The sequence below is a fragment of the Aestuariirhabdus haliotis genome (genome assembly GCF_023509475.1).
Taxonomy (GTDB): domain Bacteria; phylum Pseudomonadota; class Gammaproteobacteria; order Pseudomonadales; family Aestuariirhabdaceae; genus Aestuariirhabdus; species Aestuariirhabdus haliotis.
The window spans coordinates 64,628-82,901 of record NZ_JAKSDZ010000003.1 but is presented as its reverse complement, the minus strand read 5'-3'; the positions used below and the strand labels follow the sequence as shown (position 1 = coordinate 82,901).

Below are 18,274 nucleotides of genomic sequence, written 5' to 3'. Positions count from 1 at the left end.
AATGTGCCATTTATTACCTGCAGGTACCTTATTCCATGTCCGCTCTTAGCCTGATGATTCAGGGTACCACCTCCAATGCTGGTAAAAGCACATTAGTAGCGGGTTTATGCCGGGCACTTATTCGACGCGGCATACGGGTCGCCCCCTTTAAACCGCAAAATATGGCTCTCAACAGTGCAGTAACCGCCGAAGGCGGAGAAATTGGACGAGCCCAGGCCTTGCAGGCAGCGGCCTGCAAACTGCAACCTCACACCGACATGAACCCCGTTTTGATAAAACCCAACAGTGACTGTGGGTCACAAATCATCGTGCAGGGTAAGGTCGCTGCGGAACTGAACGCCAAGGACTACCACCACTACAAACCCACAGCACTTAAGGCAGTGCTCGAATCCTACCAGCGACTGGAGCAGAATTTTGACCTGATCCTGATCGAAGGAGCCGGCAGCCCTGCCGAGATTAATTTGCGGGAAGGCGACATCGCGAATATGGGCTTTGCCGAGGCCATCGACTGCCCCGTTATAATTATTGCCGATATAGACCCGGGGGGTGTTTTCGCGCACCTGGTTGGCACGTTGGAGTTACTAAGCCATTCAGAACAAACCCGAACCCTCGGGTTTATAATCAATCGTTTTCGCGGTGACTATACGCTACTTGCTCCTGGCATTAGCTGGTTGGAGCAACGCACCAAGAAACGGGTATACAGCACGCTCCCTTACCTTCATGATTTGCATTTGGACGCCGAAGACGCCGTTGATCAGCAACAGTACCTCGACAGCAAACAACCACTGAAGGTGATCATCCCTCGCCTTCCTCGCATCAGTAACCACACTGATTTCGATGCGCTTCGACTGCATCCAGACATTGACCTGTGCTTTATTCATGAAGGCGAATCCATTCCAGCTTGCGATCTGATTTTGCTGCCTGGTAGCAAAAGCGTGCGCGATGATCTGCAGTGGTTGCGTAACAATGGCTGGGTTTCGGCTCTTAACCATCACCTGCGTTATGGCGGAAAGCTGCTCGGGATCTGTGGCGGTTATCAAATGTTAGGACAAACGATTGATGACCCGGCGGGTATTGAAAGCCAGGCTGGCGCCAGCCCCGGCTTGGGTTTGCTACCGTTAACCACTCGCTTGCAAAAAAACAAACAACTGAGTCAGGTGAGCGCCAGATTGATGCTGGTCGGCGAAGGGGCCGCAGTATCCGGATATGAGATTCATTCCGGCGTGACCAAAACAGTCCAAAGCATAAAGCCACTACTGGATATTACTAATAAAGATTCCGGTGCTATCTCAAGCGACGGCCAGGTAGCCGGTTGTTACCTGCACGGCCTGTTCGATCAGCCCGGCGCCGTCAGCCAGCTCTATCAATGGGTAAAAGCGGAATCGGTACAAGGCATCGACATCGATGCCTTGCGCGAACAGCAACTTGAACGACTGGCCGATCTGCTGGAGGAGAAACTCGACATTGATCAATTGTTAACCGAGCTTAATGCGTTTAAGGCAGAAAGACACCAGCCATCAGCACGCTAAGCTCCATCACTTCGAGTAACGCACCCGCGGTATCTCCCGTCGCCCCGCCTATCCGCTTCAACATCAAACGTCGACAGACGTAAAACATCAAGAGTGCTGATAACAGCAGCACCATGCCTTTAAGTTTAAAAAACAGGATCACTGCGACAACGACCATGGCGACGACCAACCAAAGCTCTCGCGGTCGGCAATGGGTGAGAAACAACGAGCCAAGTCCTCCCTTGCGAACATAAGGTGTTGTCGCAAATAAAAGCAGCATGCTGCTGCGGGCCAGAATGGGCGCAAGAAAGAGGGCAATATAGTGTTCGTTGAGCAACAGGTGTAACAATGCCAGCAACTTCAACATAAGCACCAGAAACACAGCGACCAGGGCCCCGGTTCCAGCGTGAACGTCTTTCATAATACCCAGGGTTCGCTCTGGATCATTTCCACCACCTAGCCAGGCATCGGCACTGTCCCCTAACCCATCCAGGTGTAATGCGCCGCTTAACAAAACCCACACAAGCAGCACCAGACCACTAACGACAAAGCTCTCGGTTACCGACAACCCCATTGGCAAGAGATGATTAAAAATAATGCCGAGGGATACCAGCAAGACACCGTACAAGACACCAACCACGGGATACCATAGCAATGCGCGCCCCTGGACTCGTTCACTGACCTGTTCGGGGAGCTCTACGGGGATACGGGTCAGGAACTGCAGAGCAACTTTTAATGAATCCAACATCTCTTTAATATCCGACCATTCCCTGGGCTTCCAACTGGTACCAGTCTTCCGCACTATTGTGATGATATATTTTAATTCGACTAAGACTGGCATGGGGCACAGCAAGCGTCCGCCAGGCTTTAGTGTCAGCTCCAAGCAGGGCCATCAGGTACCCTCGTATAAGGCCGCTATGAGATACCAGCAACAACCTTTGGCCTTTGTACTGCTGAACAATTCGAGCGATTTCATCCTGCATCCGGTGCTGCATTGCATCCAGAGTTTCAGCCCCCGGAGGCAGGTTGCCAAGAGGATCGAGCCAAAACCGTTCCAGTGCATCAGAGTGAGATTGCTCAAGCGCCGTTATAGTTTGCCCATCCCATTCCCCAAGATTTCCTTCAATCAATAAAGGGCTCAGCTGACATTCAATAGCACTGAGTTTACTCCAATGTTGAGCGAACCCGGCACAACGGGACAGCGGAGAGCTGAATACCTGATCATAGTCGAGCCCCCACTGATCCAGCGTCTGGCTCATTTGGGACCAGCCTTCTTCACTGAGCGGATTATCACTGATGCCATAAAAGCCTGGAGGCCAGCTGCAGTGCCCATGTCGCAGTAGATCCAGGCTTGTTACTTCTGTTTCAGCTTGCATCACTCACCGCAGCCTCAGTAAAGGTAGCCATTTGATTATGCAAGGCACAGGCATTTTTTAACAAGGGTATGGCGACAGCCGCACCGCTGCCCTCCCCTAAACGCATACCCAGCTGAAGCAAGGGTTTCGCCTCCAGTGACTGCAACATAATCTGGTGCCCTGGTTCAGCCGACATATGGGAAAAAATTCCCCAATGTCGCGTTCCGGGCAGCAATCGTTCAGCGCAGAGAAAAGCCGCGGTGCTGATAAAGCCATCGACCAGTATGGGGATGCCGAGTTGAGCACAGCGCATATAAGCACCCGTCATCGCTGCAATTTCGAATCCACCAAAGGTTTGCAGTACTTGCATTGCATCATTCAGATCAACTCCGACGCCACGATGGTGCGCTACAGCCCGCTCGATAATATTGATTTTGTGTTCGATACCCTGCTCGTTAATTCCAGTACCCGGACCGACCATGTCACTTATCTCAGAGTTCAAGAGGCAGGCAGCGATCGCAGCGGCAGAAGTGGTGTTAGCAATACCCATTTCACCGGCGATAAAGAGGTCGCACCCCTGCTCGTCAGCTCCTGTGACTTGTTCTGCCCCGGCTTTCAGGGCAAGGAATAGCTGCTCTTCAGACATTGCAGCCTGTTCGTGAAAACTTCGGGTGCCCTGAGCAATACTTCTATCAATGACGCCTGACATCGCCAAGGGCGAAGCGCAGGTTCCCATATCGACAATTTCAAGATTGGCACCAGAATCCTTAGCCAACACACTGATAGCCGCGCCGCCCTGGACAAAGTTAGCAATCATTTGCACGGTTACCTCCTGGGGGAAAGCGGACACGCCTTGCTCTGCGATACCATGATCGGCGGCAAACAATCGAATGGCCACCCGCTCCACCTGAGGCCTGTCACTCGCCTGCAAGGCAGCCAGCCTACAGGCAAGCGTTTCCAGCAACCCCAGAGATCCAGCCGGCTTAGTCAACTGGGACTGACGCGCGAACGCTCGTTGATGGCATTGACTATCAAGTGGTTTGGCTGCCTGCCGGAACCAGTTTTTGTCCATGTATTGTGTCCTTGGTTCTTACCTAAAGATCAGGAATGATCACATTGTAAAATTGAGAAACAGGATCTTCAGCGCAAATTGGCTGGAACAGTCGACAGAGAAAGCAGATCAGTTATTTCAATTGCTGCGCAAGGCCTGCAATGCTCAGCCACACCTTGTCCGCTTTGGCGGCCAGTTGCTGATTGAAGAGTCCCAACTGGTCAACAAAATCACGACTTAAATCTCCCATCGGAATGACACCGAAGCCAACCTCGCTGGATACCAGAATCACATCCTTGTCGTTGCTCTCCAGTGTTGCCACAAGGGCACTTTGTTCTTGTTGCAATAATAATGGATCTTTTTTCAGTAGCAGGTTCGTGAGCCAGACTCCCAGGCAGTCAACCAGCAAGCGGTCTGCACTTGAATGTTCAATAGCCCGGGCCAAATACAAAGGCTCTTCAATCAACTCCCAGTGATCAGGCCGCCGCTGTCGATGCAGATTGATGCGATCACGAAACGACGCATCATCCTGATAGGCTGCTGAATCTGCTGTTGCGATATAACCACATGTGCCATTTCCTGACGTCAGCCGTTGTTCTGCCAACTGGCTTTTACCGCTACGAACACCGCCCAGGATCAATTCAAACATGATCGAGTTGTTCCAGAGAGGTATTTAGAAAATCCAGCGCTTTTGCTTCATCGAAGGGCCACCCCAACTCAGCCTTACTTCCCTTAAGTTGAATCAAAGGAATACGCACACCGTAATCTTCGATCAACCGATCACTTTGGGCAATATCGATGAGTTCCAGCTGCAGGGCGTTGAGTTCGATGACAGGTTGCAGCAGTTCCAGCGCCTGGTCGCACAGGTGGCAGCCACTGGTAGTATAAAAAATCAGGGTAAGCATAGGGCCGTTTACCGCATGTAAAGGCCCGTCAGTTTACCCGATTTTTTCTGCTTTAGAGCTGTATATAGGCTGAAAAAAAGTAAAGTCAGCTTTAAAGTGACTCAAGCAGCCATTCATTCAGTGCGCGGTGATTATCCAGCAAGCCTTGCAATTCTTGTGGCTCTGCCCGCAGGCTGTCTTCAAACTCCAGTAACTTGTTCAGAAGTTCCTTAGGTTGCTCGAAGCGGCTGGCTTCCTCCAGTGCTTCTTGCAGCCCCCTGGCATATTCCGCCAGTTCCCGAATTCCTGCGGCAGGTTCTGCAGGTTCACCCTGGAACGATTGATACTGTTCTATAGCGGTATAGGTGCGGGTCTGGCTCAGATCCAATTCGAAGCGTGTGATCTGACTGCTATCAAAACCAAGGGAAAGCGCCTTATTGAAAGCTTCATCCAGATTGCCAGAGAAAAAACTATCGCTCAGATCATTCACCTGAGAGAGCAATGCATCGATGGCTTCAAGCTCCTCTTCATTCAGGTCACCCTGCACCTCAAAGGCAAAAGACCCACGCTGGTAAGAAGCACTGGAGCTGGCTACGACAGAGCGACTGCCCTCTTCATCGGTCTCACTACCAAGATAACTCCCCTGAGCATAGCCAGCACCACCCGATGCACTGATCGTGACCCTGTCTCCTTCTGCCGTAACCAGCTCAAAATCAAAGCTGCGCTCGACCTTGATAGCCTCGGCGGCAAAATAACTCTGATAAGCCTGGGTGCTGATCTCCGGAGTTGAGGTATCAGGAGAACCTGGAGGGGGAATCAATTCATCCCGCATAGCGGCGGCTTGTTGACTGAACAGGTCGAAGGTCTGGTCTATATCCGCGGCAATCTGACCGCCTAACACGCCCATTTGATCGAGAATCTCACGGGCTTCGGCAAAGCCTTCTGCCACCGCATTAACGCCAATATCGTAAAGCTCTTGCAAACGCTCATCGCTGGCGCCAGCCGCTTTTTCACGCTCCATGTAGCCCCGGATATGATTGGTTAATCGATCAGCCACCTTCTCGGGTGTGTAGTCATTCTGAAAATTCACGGGTTCATTGGCAGGAACCCGTTGCAGTTTTTTAAGCAGTGCACCTTGTAAGGCATCCATCCCTTGCCTCCCCTCAGCGCCATCACGGGTAAGCCCGGAAGCATTAGGGAGACCAAGATCGCCAAAGTTACGATCCCGGAAAAAAGGGGAATTGGTCAAAGCGCCGTTGGATAATTGTGCAAGGTTCATGGGGAAATTACCGATTTGAATGGTACTGGGGGTACTCTATGTATCGGCAATCGCTGACTGGCCTTTAGACAAAAGCTATACTGATTTAGATTAACTCTGAGCCGGTTAATTCCAATTTCTCGCCGCAGGCACCCACTATGGCACATCACACCGATGGACTTTACCAACTATTTGGCCTGACGCCGGATGCCAGTCGTGAGGAATTACGCCGCGCCTACCGTAAACGCGTTGCCCTGCTTCACCCCGACAGGAATATCGAGCAGGATACGACGGAGCAATTCAAGGGCATACAAAACGCTTATAGAACCCTGCTGCATCAGATGGACAATCAGAAAGCAGCCACGAAAACTGACTTATCAAGACAGACAAATCCAGCAACGGTTGCAACCACAGCCTCGCCAACAAACAGTCACCCCAGCAGTAGAGATGAAGTAATACTGAACAAAAGCCGTCTCAAACAAGCCTATACGGGCAACAAAGTACCGGAACCCGATCAAAGCCCGCCAACCCAGGAACCCACTGAAGTTCAAGCAGTGCGCAGCACCCCCTTGCCGAGGGCTCCCTTACCTCCCAGGTGCCAACGCTGCGGCATTATTCATCGCAGCATACGCAGTCGCGACATTACTCGTATCACCGGCCTGCTGTTGACCACCATAACGGATACCCATCGTGCTATGTTGTGTGCGGGCTGTGCGCTGAAACACTCAATGATCGCCAATCTGCATAATCTTATACTGGGCTGGTGGTCCCTAGGCGGCGCACTAAAGATGCCAGCTACCTTGCTGGCCAACGCCAAAGGGGGCCAGCAGATAGCACCAGACAATGCCGTATTACTGTATCGGCTGGCTAACCATGAACTGCAAATTAACCACAACACCGTGGCGCTAGAGTTATTGGATGAAGCAAAGTCCATCTCCGATGACCAGAACTTGATCCAGCGTATTGATCGTTTGTTAATGCGCCTTGGTAACCCGTCACTGCCAGGAAGTCGGGATAATAAACCACTGCTGATATCAACTTTGGCTCACTGCAGCCTGTTACTAATACCTCTACTGTCAGTGGTTATAGTGCTCAATTACCACTGGTTTCTTCCGCAACACCAGACGCCCAGACCATTAGGCGCTGGCGACCCCGTTGTTATCTCCCCCTTTCATCGTACGCTATATCCCGATCAGCGCCTGGGTAGTCATTACAGCCTGGGTCTGGTGAATCTGATGCAAGAAGCCGATGACAACAGCCGTGTGCTGACCCGGTTACCCCTGTTCGCAACAGTGGATGTCCATAGAGTGGATCCCGATGGCTGGCTAGAGGTCAGTAGCGGTCTGCACAAGGGGTTTGTTCGGGAAGCCGAGATCGGCTTTGGCGATGCTGGGCGAGCGCGCAAAGCAAACTGTGATCAATACCCGAAACCCCGGCCATTCGATGGTGAAATTTTGCAAGGGGATACAGGGGAAGCCAGCCTGAATATCGTTAATAACAACGCCCAGGATGCCCTTATGCAGTTTTTTGACGGCAAGACCCCCGTTCTCAGCCTGTATCTGCACAACAACAGTCAGCTCAATTTTAGCCGTCTACCCGCGAAAGCTTCGTCGGTGCAGGTCACCCATGGACAGTTTTATAACTCAGCCTGTCATCAGTTTACCCGGGTAACCAAGAGTAAACGCTATCGATTGACACTGCTGGGCAATAGCCAATCGATCAGCCTTTAGCAGGCTGTTGATTGGCTATCAGTGTTGCCATTATTTAAGGCTTTTACTGACCACCTCATAAAGATCCGGAGACAGTTGCTGGGCAAATATTCGTTCCAACTGAGAGCGCATCTGCTGCTGGCGAAGCGCCGGATATTTACGATAACGGGTCAAGGGCGTAACCAGTCGTGAAGCTATCTGGGGGTTGCGCGCATCCAATGCGATCACCTGATCCGCCAAAAAGGCATAGCCGGCCGGGTTGTGGAAACCGGTGGTATTCTGAGAGCAGAAGACCCCGATCAGAGAGCGTAGTTTATTGGGATTATCCGCATCAAAGGCCTCGTGCTCCATCAGTTTCTGGACCCGTTCCAGTGCCCCCTCTCGCTGGCATGAAGCCTGAACAGACAACCATAATTCAATAACTTGCGGGTCATTCTTAAAATGATTATAGAATTTATCCAGATAGCTATCAGCCAATTCAACCGAACCATTGCGCTCGCTATGCACCAGAGTAGCCAGGGCACGGAAACGATCGGTCATATTATCCGCTTGATCGTATTGCTCCCTGGCAAGTTCGATCCCCTGATCGGCACTTCGGGCGATATAGCCCAGGGCCGCATTCTTCAGGCTACGCGTGGCAATGTCCTTCGCTGAAGCCTGGTAGGGCCCCTTCGCCTGGCAGCCTTGATACAACTCAGAGAATCGCACAGCAAACACTGTGGCAAGGTGATTAGCCAGAGCTTCTCGGGCCGCGTGATTGGCTTCTACTTCCACCTCGCTGGAGATTTCCGCCAGATAGGCTTCGCTAGGGAGTGCCAGCATCGCATCAAGCGCCGCAGGATCCTCTACAGGGCTGCCTAGCAATTCACCAAATGCCTCGGTTAATACCGCATCAACCTGCATGGGTTGCTCTGCCAGATAAGCCGAGACCATACGTTGCAAAACCCTGACACACAGCTGCTGGCAAGCATCCCAGCGATTAAAGCCATCGCTGTCATTGGCCATCAAAAAGGCGAGTTGTTGATCGCTGTAGTCATAATGGAGCTTAATCGGGGCTGAGAATCCACGAAGTAACGAAGGTACAGGCTTAGCACTGAGCCCTTCGAAACTGAAAGATTGCGTCTGCTCAACCAGTTCCAGCATTCGTGTGCCTTCGGGCAACAAATCATCGCCCTCTGCATTGATCAACCCTACCGCCAACGGGATATGAAGTGGCAACTTCTCACTCTGGCCAGGTGTCGCCCGGCAGCTCTGGGTTACCTGCAAGGTATAAAGTCCCTGGCTACTATCGAACTCGTCAGTGACGTTCAGCTCGGGTGTTCCTGCTTGCTGGTACCAGCGGCGGAATTGGTTCAGGTCAATATCACCAGCCTCCTCCATCGCTGCAACAAAATTTTCAACCGTTGCAGCTTCGCCGTCATGACGCTCAAAATAGAGATCACTGCCCTTGCGAAAACGATCGCGACCTAACAGACGATGGATCATACGGACGACTTCAGCCCCTTTCTCATAAATGGTCAGGGTATAGAAGTTAGAAATTTCCATATAGGATTCCGGGCGAACCGGGTGGGACATAGGGCCTGCATCTTCGGCAAACTGGGCGGTCCGCAGCAAGCTGACATCCTCTATACGCTTCACCGAACGCGAATTCATATCGGCCGAGAACTCCGCATCGCGAAAAACCGTGAAGCCCTCTTTCAGGCTCAACTGGAACCAGTCACGACAGGTCACCCGATTACCCGACCAGTTGTGGAAGTACTCGTGGGCAACGATCGCTTCGATGCGCTGAAAGCTGCTATCGGTTGCCGTATCGGCACTGGCCAGTACGCAGGAGGAGTTGAAAATGTTCAACCCCTTGTTTTCCATGGCTCCCATATTGAAATGGTCCACCGCCACAATCATAAAGATGTCCAGATCGTATTCACGGCCATAGACCTCTTCATCCCAGCGCATGGCGCGTTTCAGAGAGTCGATCGCATGATCGCATTTATGAATATTACGGGGTTCGGTAAACAACTGCAGAGTCACTTCACGGCCACTTTGGGTGACAAAGCGGTCGCTGACATGCTGCAGGTCGCCAGCAACCAGAGCAAACAGATAAGCTGGCTTGGGAAAGGGGTCATGCCACTCAACCCAATGTCGCCCTTCGGGCTCATCACCACGAGTCTGCTCATTGCCATTACTCAACAGGACCGGATACAGTGATTTATCCGCACTGATACGGCAATCAAACACCGACATCACATCGGGCCGGTCAAGGTAATAGGTGATTTTACGAAAGCCTTCTGCTTCACACTGGGTGCAAAACATGCCGTTGGACTTGTAGAGACCTTCCAACGACGTATTATTCTGGGGCTCGATACGGCACCGTGTTTTCAACTCAAAGGCCGCACCAGGCGCTGGCACGGACAGCCCCTGGGGTACTAGTTCATAGCCATCGGCTTCAACAACGCTACCGTTCAGGCAAAGCTCTTCCAGCTCCAGATCGACACCGTCCAGGACCAACGCCGGCAAGTGCTTATTGGCATCATGCTGGCTGTCATTAAGGCGCACATCCAGAGTAGCCTCAACTATTGCATGCGTTTCATACAGGGCAACATCCAGTCGGGTTCGATCAATCCAATAATCGGGTTGACGATAATCTTTCAGGTAGATGGTTCTGGGTTGAGCGTCTTTCATCAAACGTGTTCCTGTTCCAGGCTTAAACCGACCAGATAGCCGGAGAATTTTCTGACATTGAGCACCCCGGTATCGAAAATCAGGTATTGCCCTTTGATACCTTCGAGGACACCACTGGCCAGGGGTTCCTTATCGAAGTTAAAGGCTTTTACTTTTGTGGGGTAGCGGCTCACCGGATAGGTGAAATCATAGGGCTTGGCATCGTCGAGCCTGATCAGGCGATGTATACCCTGCTCCCGCTCCAGTTCGGCCAGGGGTTCTCGACACAAGTCAAACAGACGGGTCGCCTGCTCGCGCAAATTTTGCGGCTCTGGTGCGCCTTTCAGCATGGCTTGCCAACTGGTGCGATCGCTGACGTGTTGCTTGAAAATCACCTCAACCAACCCCGATAGACGTCTCGAGGCCACCCGATAAATGGGTAGCGCCTGGCTGGCACCCTGATCCATCCATCGTACTGGCACCTGGGAGATACGGGTAATACCCACTTTGAGCGACGAAGAATTGGCCAGATACACGATATGGTCGTGCATGCAGACTTCACGAGCCCACTCTTCGTCTCGGCAGGTACCGGCATCAAAATGACAGGTCTCGGGCTTCATCATGCAGCTATCGCATTGCGGTAAGGAACGAAAACAGGGGTAACAGTAGCCTTGGCCAAAGCTTTTCTTGCCCTTACGACCGCAGGCCTGGCAGTGCACTTGCCCGAGATAGTTTAGGTGTAACCGGTGACCCATCAGGGCATTCAGATCAATGTGCTGCTCCCCCATGACCAGCTGATACCGAATGGGGTCACTGTGGGTCGTCAGCATCTTGGCCAGGGGACCCTGGTAGTCAAACTCGGCCATCAGTGTCGAGTCAGGTTCAAGGGTTGGATGGTATCAAGCTCGCTGGCATCTTTACTGGATGAGCACGACTGTTCGAGATATCCCGTACGCTGCTCTTCTGGCACATTCTTTTGCTCCCAGGCAATCACTGCCTGCAAACATTGCTCCCGTTGTTCTGGTGTCAATTTACGCCCATCGGGCCATTTACCCAATTCAACCGCCGTACGCAGATTCTGGTAAATCTCCGGGGTAATGCTTCCCAGAAGTTTTTCATAGGTCATGCTATCGGAACTCATCAGGACTCCTCAGTGGATTCGGGTTGGCGGTGCATAAAACCCAGCAGGCCACCCAGTGCACAGCCGCTTATCAAGCCTATGGTATGGGCTGCATTGGCAATATCGCCGAAGCCTATCACTTCCAGTATTCCGGTGAAACAGATCAACAACCAGCCCACCATAAAACCGATAACCGTCCTGGGCAACGAGAGCCCTGCATCAGGACGGAAGCGGCTGTAAATCCAGCAATAGCCCAACAATCCGTAGACAACACCGGAGAAACCGCCAAACAGTGGATGCTCCATCGAAAATACATACTGGCCAACGTTCGACAACAACCCGGTGACCAGAATCAATAACAGCAGGAACCGCCCCCCCTGATGCATTTCTATACGCCCACCCAGGATAAACAGCCAAAGCATATTGAAGATCAGATGAATTGCAGAAAAGTGGAGAAAAATGGGCGTTAACAAGCGCCAGTATTCTCCCTCACCAAGGCTCTGGGCAATGGTGACGAAATAGGGAAAACCGGCAACCAGTTCAAAATCAACAAAGCTCAGCCAGTGCACCCAACGCGCATCGCCGCCAAACCCGGTAAGCAAAGAAATAACGGCCGTCACCAGGATTAACACAATCGTCACCGGATGCTGAACCAGCATCTGGAATAAAGCGTTGAGGTTAACAGCAAGTTCATGGCCGTCTTCCTCGGCAACACCCTCAAGCTCTCCGCGCTCATAGGCCATCAACGCCTCTCGGGCGACCTGGGCTGCTCTATCATCCGCTACCCACAGTACTTGCTGACCACGCTCCTCCGAAATGCGGTGTGGTAGCCCCGCCTTCCACAACCAGCGTGAAAACGGGCCCAGATCCCGATTCGAATCCGTACTCAATGCTTTAATCATCGGCATCACTCTCCCGCTCAGGCAGATCCGGTTCCTGGGGATCGACATCGATCCAGACAAATTTGCTATTACAGAGTGAGGTTTCCTGGTCCATACGATACGCGACCAGCTTGCCGTATTTGACGGCACTGTAGTCCAGACAAGCGATATTAGAGGTGATCGCCTGTGGAGTTCCGGTGCGCCAATAATGACCGATAAACAGTGGCTTTTGCTCGCCATCGTAATGGAACAGACGCTGCTTCTCCTGAGGGCTCATACGCCGATGGGCGATGGGTTCGGGTAAGGGGTCTGGCTGGAACACCACATCGTTGTAGGTTTCCGGGTTATCTTTCCAGAAATGAGCACGAAAGAAATGGCGGACAAAGCCGTCCTTGCTGGTGACAGTTAAACCATCCGGAAGGCGTATATCCAAGCCTCGGGTCAGTCGGTCCATCAACCGCCCCGACAAGGTCGACTTGTCCACCGACTCTCTGAGCCGCTGGTCATTTAACTGGTTGCTGCCGTAGCGCTGTTGGTATTGATCAATTAACTGGGAGTCCCAACAGGCATGCACCACACGACAACTCTCCAACTCCAGGAACAACGGCAGGGTCAGAAACCAGTCGAGCATCCCCTGCCACTCCTCAGGATGGGCCTCATATTCCTCAAGAGTGTCTTTAATCAGGCGTAAATGCCTGGGACTGTGCTCACGTAGAAAGGTATCACTTTGCCCATCGACGGGGGTGCAATAACAGAGGGCATTATATTCATGATTCCCCATTAGCATGGTGGCACCACCAGCGTCGACCATCGCCTTGACAATACCCAGGGCTTCACGAATACGCGGCCCACGATCGATAACATCGCCAACAAAAATGGCATGACGCTGACGGTGCTGGTAATGACCATCAACCTGGTTATAACCCATGCGCTCCAGTAAAAGTCGAAGCGTCAATGCACAACCATGGACATCGCCGATCAGATCAAATCCTGCGGCTTGCTGAAGATCAGCCATGAATCAGCTCCCCGGCCTGCTACTCCAGCCCAACTTGGAACGACAGATCTCGTAGAAGTTATGGTTCAACGGGTGAATCAGTTTTAGCTTATGGGGTTTTTTGTGAATGGTAACGGTATCACCGGGCTGGGTGGTAATGATCTCCTGACCGTCACAGTTAACCTGGGGATAGACTTCGTTGTCCGCGCCGATGACTATCTTGATCTCACTGTTACCGTCAACAACAATGGGCCTGCTGCTCAGGGTATGAGGGAACATTGGCACCAACACCATGGCATCCAGCTTGGGGTGCATAATGGGGCCACCTGCCGACAGGGCATAGGCGGTTGAGCCTGTCGGGCTGGCAATGATCATGCCATCGGAACGCTGGCTATAGACGAACTGCCCTTCGATATAGAGTTCAAATTCAATCATCCGAGCCGATTTGCCGGGGTTTAACACCACATCATTCAAAGCAGCCCCCTGCCCCGTAGGCTCGCCGTTACGTTTGACCTGGGCTTCGAGAAGAAACCGGCTTTCCATGATATAGCGACCATCGAGCACTTCACCGATCAGGGTATCGATCTCATCCGGAGAAATATCGGTAAGAAACCCCAAGCGACCACGGTTAACGCCCAGTACTGGCACATTACTGCGTGCCAACGCCCTGGCGGCCCCCAATAAACTGCCATCGCCCCCCACCACGATCACCAGATCGCAGACTTCACCGAGCATCTTACAGCTGCCGCTTTGCAGTCCAGGGTCAGGCAAAGCCGCCGTCAGACTCTCTTCCAGGATAATATTGAGATCACGCCGATCGAGATAATCCAGCAGGCGCTTTAAAGTGTCGACAACTTCCAGACCACCAAGGCGGCCGATGACACCCACGTTTCTAAACTGTTCCATAGCACCATACGCCTGAGACAAAGGGGCATTATAACTAAATGTAAGCAGGTTTGGGGGCGCCCGGGAAAGCGATTATTGGCTACTTCTTGCTGCTTTAACAGCTTCTACCGCACTTAGACCTCGATGTTTGTCGCAGTGATTGGAATGACCATCAACATACATTCCTGGTGAATCGATTCGATCGAGGCGCACACTGCAACGGCTTCCATCCGTAGTACGGGCATCGCAATTCGGTGACTCGTAGTGCCTTAACCACTGGTTATACTGTTCTTCCGATACGAAGCACTTGCTCGCCACATAGCCCATGGTGTGATTCATGTACTTGGGGATGTCATGCAACGGAATGGTAATGTGGCCAACACCTGGGTGATAGGCCACAAACACGACCCCTTTATGGGATAAATCCTCCAGGACATCATCAGACTGACGCAAAGTCAGCTCTTCGACGCGAGACCTCAATGACTCCAGCTCTTCCTGCATTTGACCGTCGAGCTCATTGCGATAGGCCATCTCGACATCGCGAACCTCGATTTGATCCTGCAACTCCGCTGTTGCCGCCTGAAGACGCTGAGCCATTTGATCTTCATACTGGGCTTTGATCCGGGCGATATCGCCCATCTCTTCACTTTCCATATCCTGCAGTTGCTGGGCAAACTCTTCCCGACTACGCCGAAACTCCACTAACTGCTGTTTCATGGTGCGTTTCAGGGTTTCGTTTTGTCGAGACTGCATCGCCATCTCTTTTTTCAGTGCATCCAGCTTTTTAACCTGTTGCTGCTTCTCCTGCTGCAGTAACTGATTGGTCTGCATCAACTCTTCTTTGAAACGAGTTTTGAGGGTGGAAATATGCAGACGCTGGCGTTTGATCAGATTGGCGACCTTGTCACGGTGTTCTTTCTGGTATTGCTTGGACAAACGGCGTTCGAGAGCCCTGGATTCAATCCCGGGATCTGCCGCCAGGGGGGCGTCCAGAATCGGGACACTCTGATCAAGAATAGGTGGTGAAATTTCAGCCGGCTGGGAAGCCGCAACGGCTGCGGGAGCTGGTGGTGGTTTACGATCGGCCAAAATACCGAGGTTGTTGGTTTCAGCGGCACGCTTGATGCTAACCAGATGGCTCGCGTCCGGGCTCATCTCGGGATCCCACATTTGTGCCTGATGCCAACTTACCGGGCACTGGCTGCGACAAGCCAGCTTGATAGGGCCTGCGCCAAGGTCAGGACCCAAACCTGCCGAGTAGGCAAGGTGTTGCAGGGGGATATTCCAGTCCTTATCGGCGTAACCCTGCTCATCGAAATCGATCATAAAGAGCACGGCAGAGCGTACCGACAAGGTGCTATCTATCTCAACAAAAGCCGATTTTACCAGTAGATTTCGAAAATCATTAATCTGTACAACACCATCGAGAACCGCTTCAAACTCCGGATAGAGCATCTCTTTGACCACATGCCCCTGGTCAAAAAACATAACCGCTTCTGTGATGGTCTCACGACCCATTGGGCGACTCCTTGTATCCCGATAATCAAACGCAACTCGCCATTGGTGTCACATCCGTGATCACACCATACAGTAACTTACTACGTATCAGTTGCTGGAAACCAGCCATTGTTCAGATATAGGAACGCCAAGCCGCTACAGCCAGTTTGGATTCCACAGATCATCAGTGTAGAACACCAGAAGAAAAAGGTCGTGACGGGGTTATCAGTCGGCTAAAAAAGCGACGGAGCTCATAAAGACAGGGCAGGAAGGCAGCCTCCCGAGTGGGAGGCTGCGAAGCAGCAACCGATTATATTTCGGCCGCGAGACGGGCACCACGATCGATAGCCGCCTTGGCATCCAGTTCAGCAGCCACTTCGGCACCACCAATCAGGTGCAGGGACAGACCACTACCTTCGAGACCGTCGTACAGGTCACGTAAGGAATCCTGGCCTGCACAAACAACAACCGAGTCAACGGGCAGTACCTGTGATTCATCGCCGACCCGAATATGCAGCCCCTGATCATCGATCTTGTCATAAGAGACCGAATTGATCATCTGTACACCGCGCTTCTTCAGGTTAGTGCGGTGGATCCAACCGGTGGTTTTACCCAGCTTCTGACCCACCTTACTGCTCTTGCGTTGCAACAGATAGACATCACGTGCCGCTGGTTCAAAAGCAGGTTCAACACCCACAATACCGCCACGCTGGTTGAACTCCGGATCGATACCCCATTCACGCAGAAAGGCTTCACGGTTGAGGCTGGTTGACTCACCCTTGTGGACCAGCAATTCACTGACATCAAAACCGATACCACCCGCACCAATCACAGCAACAGTCTTGCCTACTGGTTTCTTACCTAAAATAGCATCCAGATAATTAACGACCTTCTCGTGCTCAATGCCTTCTATTTCAGGTGTGCGAGGCTTGATACCGGTCGCAACCACAACCTCATCGTAACCGCCCTCTTTCAGCATGTCGGCATTGACTCGGGTATTCAGGTGCAACTCAACGCCGTGCAGTTCTATCTGATGCTTGAAGTAACGCAGAGTCTCGTAAAACTCCTCTTTACCAGGAATTTTCTTGGCCACGTTGAACTGGCCACCAATTTGATCTGCCGCGTCAAACAGCGTTACATGATGCCCTCGCTCGGCCGCAATGGTGGATGCCGCAAGACCTGCAGGACCAGCACCGATAACAGCGATACGTTTGGCTTTACCCGCTTCGACTTTCGGGTAGTTAAGCAGCGTTTCATTACAGGCCCGCGGGTTAACCAGGCAGGAGGTCAACTTACCAGCAAAGGTGTGATCCAGGCAGGCCTGGTTACAACCGATGCAGGTGTTGATCTCATCCTCACGACCCTGTTCAGATTTGGCCACCAGATCGGCATCGGCCAGGAAAGGACGCGCCATCGAGACCATATCGGCTTCTCCGGAGGACAGAACCTCTTCGGCTACCGAAGGCATGTTAATACGGTTGGTGGTGCACAGCGGAATCGAGACTTCCCCTTTCAGCTTGGCAGTAACACCCGTAAAGGCTGCACGTGGCACCGACGTGGCGATAGTTGGAATACGGGCTTCGTGCCAACCGATACCCGTATTGATAATTGTGGCACCTGCTTTTTCGAGCTCTTTGGCCAGCAGTACAATTTCATCCCAGGTGCTGCCGCCTTCAACCAGATCGAGCATGGACAGACGATAGATAATAATAAACTTCTCACCCACGGCTTGACGCACACGACGGACAATTTCCAGGGGTAAGCGAATGCGGTTCTCGTAGTCTCCGCCCCAGCGATCCGTCCGCTGGTTTACCTGCTTGGCGATAAACTGGTTGATGAAATACCCTTCAGAGCCCATCACCTCAACACCATCGTAACCCGCACGCTGTGACAATGCGGCGCAATTGGCGAAATCCTGAATCTGCTTTTCGATCTCTTCGTCGGTCAACTCATGAGGTTTAAAGGGGTTGATAGGCGCCTGAACGGCAGAGGGTGCAATACTTTTCGGGTTATAGGCATAACGACCCGCGTGCAGAATTTGCATACAGATCTTACCACCCTCACGATGCACGGCCTCGGTAATCACGCGATGCTTATCCGACTCCTCCTCGGTATCCATTTTGGCGGCGCCCATGGCTACAGCGCCCTCGGCATTAGGGCCAATACCGCCAGTAACAATAAGACCAACACCGCCGCGGGCTCGCTCGGCATAGAAGGCTGCCAGGCGTTCGAAACCCTGAGGGGCCTCTTCCAGCCCGGTGTGCATAGAGCCCATCAGGACTCGGTTGCGCAACGTTGTGAATCCAAGATCCAGTGGTTCGAGCATATGGGGGTATTTACTGGCAGACATTCAACTCTCCTCGTTATTTCAGGCAGGGAAAACCGTCTAGAAGCGGTCGCATCCCATTGGCGAACACCATAGAATGGCCGCAGCCGGTGCTCAATGATCGAAATCAACAGAATACTGACCCAAC

General features: G+C 52.2%; 16 protein-coding genes. 2 read left to right on the top strand and 14 right to left on the bottom strand.

Translation table 11 applies throughout. The features are described 5' to 3' along the window. The first annotated feature begins 35 nt into the window (after nucleotides 1-35). Nucleotides 36-1,529, top strand: coding sequence for a cobyric acid synthase (locus MIB40_RS03645; RefSeq protein WP_249690955.1), 1,494 nt, complete (start codon nucleotides 36-38; stop codon nucleotides 1,527-1,529). Here the strand turns inward: MIB40_RS03645 and MIB40_RS03640 are convergent. The 6 genes from MIB40_RS03640 to MIB40_RS03615 all read right to left on the bottom strand — a co-directional run bounded on the left by MIB40_RS03640 (nucleotide 1,495) and on the right by MIB40_RS03615 (nucleotide 6,077). Continuing rightward, nucleotides 1,495-2,256: an adenosylcobinamide-GDP ribazoletransferase gene (locus MIB40_RS03640; protein WP_249690953.1), complete on the bottom strand. Its 762-nt coding sequence runs from the start codon at nucleotides 2,254-2,256 to the stop codon at nucleotides 1,495-1,497. The genes MIB40_RS03645 and MIB40_RS03640 overlap by 35 nt on opposite strands. 4 nt (nucleotides 2,257-2,260) lie before the next feature. Then, nucleotides 2,261-2,884: a histidine phosphatase family protein gene (locus MIB40_RS03635; RefSeq protein ID WP_249690951.1), complete on the bottom strand. Its 624-nt coding sequence runs from the start codon at nucleotides 2,882-2,884 to the stop codon at nucleotides 2,261-2,263. Beyond that, nucleotides 2,874-3,935 carry a nicotinate-nucleotide--dimethylbenzimidazole phosphoribosyltransferase gene (cobT, locus tag MIB40_RS03630; RefSeq protein WP_249690948.1) on the bottom strand — a complete coding sequence of 354 codons (1,062 nt, stop codon included), beginning with the start codon at nucleotides 3,933-3,935 and terminating at the stop codon, nucleotides 2,874-2,876. The genes MIB40_RS03635 and cobT overlap by 11 nt, the downstream gene beginning before the upstream one ends. A gap of 112 nt (nucleotides 3,936-4,047) precedes the next feature. Next, complete coding sequence (gene cobU, locus MIB40_RS03625) at nucleotides 4,048-4,563, bottom strand: bifunctional adenosylcobinamide kinase/adenosylcobinamide-phosphate guanylyltransferase (protein WP_249690946.1); 516 nt, start codon at nucleotides 4,561-4,563, stop codon at nucleotides 4,048-4,050. Further along, the gene (locus MIB40_RS03620) at nucleotides 4,556-4,819 is read right to left on the bottom strand and encodes a glutaredoxin family protein (protein ID WP_249690944.1); all 264 of its coding nucleotides are present in this window, start codon (nucleotides 4,817-4,819) and stop codon (nucleotides 4,556-4,558) included. Before MIB40_RS03620 ends, cobU begins: the two co-directional genes overlap by 8 nt. A gap of 91 nt (nucleotides 4,820-4,910) precedes the next feature. Next, a complete protein-coding gene (locus MIB40_RS03615) occupies nucleotides 4,911-6,077 on the bottom strand; it encodes a DUF5610 domain-containing protein (protein WP_249690942.1) in 1,167 nt (388 codons plus the stop codon). Nucleotides 6,078-6,214: 137 nt separating this feature from the next. Here MIB40_RS03615 and MIB40_RS03610 point away from each other — a divergent pair, with 137 nt between their 5' ends. Next, nucleotides 6,215-7,786: a J domain-containing protein gene (locus MIB40_RS03610; RefSeq protein WP_249690941.1), complete on the top strand. Its 1,572-nt coding sequence runs from the start codon at nucleotides 6,215-6,217 to the stop codon at nucleotides 7,784-7,786. Nucleotides 7,787-7,816: 30 nt separating this feature from the next. Here the strand turns inward: MIB40_RS03610 and pepN are convergent, their stop codons facing one another. The 8 genes from pepN to MIB40_RS03570 all read right to left on the bottom strand — a co-directional run bounded on the left by pepN (nucleotide 7,817) and on the right by MIB40_RS03570 (nucleotide 18,150). Next, nucleotides 7,817-10,444, bottom strand: a complete 2,628-nt coding sequence (gene pepN, locus MIB40_RS03605; protein WP_249690939.1) for an aminopeptidase N — start codon at nucleotides 10,442-10,444, stop codon at nucleotides 7,817-7,819. Beyond that, the gene (locus MIB40_RS03600; protein ID WP_249690937.1) at nucleotides 10,444-11,289 is read right to left on the bottom strand and encodes a DUF2797 domain-containing protein; all 846 of its coding nucleotides are present in this window, start codon (nucleotides 11,287-11,289) and stop codon (nucleotides 10,444-10,446) included. Before MIB40_RS03600 ends, pepN begins: the two co-directional genes overlap by 1 nt. Next, nucleotides 11,289-11,564 carry a YeaC family protein gene (locus tag MIB40_RS03595; RefSeq protein ID WP_249690927.1) on the bottom strand — a complete coding sequence of 92 codons (276 nt, stop codon included), beginning with the start codon at nucleotides 11,562-11,564 and terminating at the stop codon, nucleotides 11,289-11,291. Before MIB40_RS03595 ends, MIB40_RS03600 begins: the two co-directional genes overlap by 1 nt. Next, on the bottom strand, nucleotides 11,564-12,445 hold the full coding sequence (locus MIB40_RS03590) for a rhomboid family intramembrane serine protease (RefSeq protein WP_249690925.1): 882 nt from the start codon (nucleotides 12,443-12,445) through the stop codon (nucleotides 11,564-11,566). The genes MIB40_RS03595 and MIB40_RS03590 overlap by 1 nt, the downstream gene beginning before the upstream one ends. Then, a complete protein-coding gene (locus MIB40_RS03585; RefSeq protein ID WP_249690914.1) occupies nucleotides 12,438-13,439 on the bottom strand; it encodes a metallophosphoesterase in 1,002 nt (333 codons plus the stop codon). The genes MIB40_RS03590 and MIB40_RS03585 overlap by 8 nt, the downstream gene beginning before the upstream one ends. 3 nt (nucleotides 13,440-13,442) lie before the next feature. Further along, nucleotides 13,443-14,324: an NAD(+) kinase gene (locus MIB40_RS03580; protein ID WP_249690912.1), complete on the bottom strand. Its 882-nt coding sequence runs from the start codon at nucleotides 14,322-14,324 to the stop codon at nucleotides 13,443-13,445. A 72-nt stretch (nucleotides 14,325-14,396) separates the two neighbouring features. After that, entirely contained in the window at nucleotides 14,397-15,821 is a 1,425-nt protein-coding gene (locus tag MIB40_RS03575) for a hypothetical protein (RefSeq protein WP_249690910.1), read from the bottom strand. Nucleotides 15,822-16,110: 289 nt separating this feature from the next. Further along, nucleotides 16,111-18,150 carry an NADPH-dependent 2,4-dienoyl-CoA reductase gene (locus MIB40_RS03570; RefSeq protein ID WP_249690908.1) on the bottom strand — a complete coding sequence of 680 codons (2,040 nt, stop codon included), beginning with the start codon at nucleotides 18,148-18,150 and terminating at the stop codon, nucleotides 16,111-16,113. Nucleotides 18,151-18,274: the final 124 nt, after the last annotated feature.

Coding starts and splice junctions, on each gene's coding strand:
- MIB40_RS03645 (WP_249690955.1), top strand. CDS start 36: ATGTCCGCTCTTAGCCTGATGATTCAGGGTACCACCTCCAATGCTGGT.
- MIB40_RS03640 (WP_249690953.1), bottom strand. CDS start 2,256: ATGTTGGATTCATTAAAAGTTGCTCTGCAGTTCCTGACCCGTATCCCC.
- MIB40_RS03635 (WP_249690951.1), bottom strand. CDS start 2,884: ATGCAAGCTGAAACAGAAGTAACAAGCCTGGATCTACTGCGACATGGG.
- cobT (WP_249690948.1), bottom strand. CDS start 3,935: ATGGACAAAAACTGGTTCCGGCAGGCAGCCAAACCACTTGATAGTCAA.
- cobU (WP_249690946.1), bottom strand. CDS start 4,563: ATGTTTGAATTGATCCTGGGCGGTGTTCGTAGCGGTAAAAGCCAGTTG.
- MIB40_RS03620 (WP_249690944.1), bottom strand. CDS start 4,819: ATGCTTACCCTGATTTTTTATACTACCAGTGGCTGCCACCTGTGCGAC.
- MIB40_RS03615 (WP_249690942.1), bottom strand. CDS start 6,077: ATGAACCTTGCACAATTATCCAACGGCGCTTTGACCAATTCCCCTTTT.
- MIB40_RS03610 (WP_249690941.1), top strand. CDS start 6,215: ATGGCACATCACACCGATGGACTTTACCAACTATTTGGCCTGACGCCG.
- pepN (WP_249690939.1), bottom strand. CDS start 10,444: ATGAAAGACGCTCAACCCAGAACCATCTACCTGAAAGATTATCGTCAA.
- MIB40_RS03600 (WP_249690937.1), bottom strand. CDS start 11,289: ATGGCCGAGTTTGACTACCAGGGTCCCCTGGCCAAGATGCTGACGACC.
- MIB40_RS03595 (WP_249690927.1), bottom strand. CDS start 11,564: ATGAGTTCCGATAGCATGACCTATGAAAAACTTCTGGGAAGCATTACC.
- MIB40_RS03590 (WP_249690925.1), bottom strand. CDS start 12,445: ATGATTAAAGCATTGAGTACGGATTCGAATCGGGATCTGGGCCCGTTT.
- MIB40_RS03585 (WP_249690914.1), bottom strand. CDS start 13,439: ATGGCTGATCTTCAGCAAGCCGCAGGATTTGATCTGATCGGCGATGTC.
- MIB40_RS03580 (WP_249690912.1), bottom strand. CDS start 14,324: ATGGAACAGTTTAGAAACGTGGGTGTCATCGGCCGCCTTGGTGGTCTG.
- MIB40_RS03575 (WP_249690910.1), bottom strand. CDS start 15,821: ATGGGTCGTGAGACCATCACAGAAGCGGTTATGTTTTTTGACCAGGGG.
- MIB40_RS03570 (WP_249690908.1), bottom strand. CDS start 18,150: ATGTCTGCCAGTAAATACCCCCATATGCTCGAACCACTGGATCTTGGA.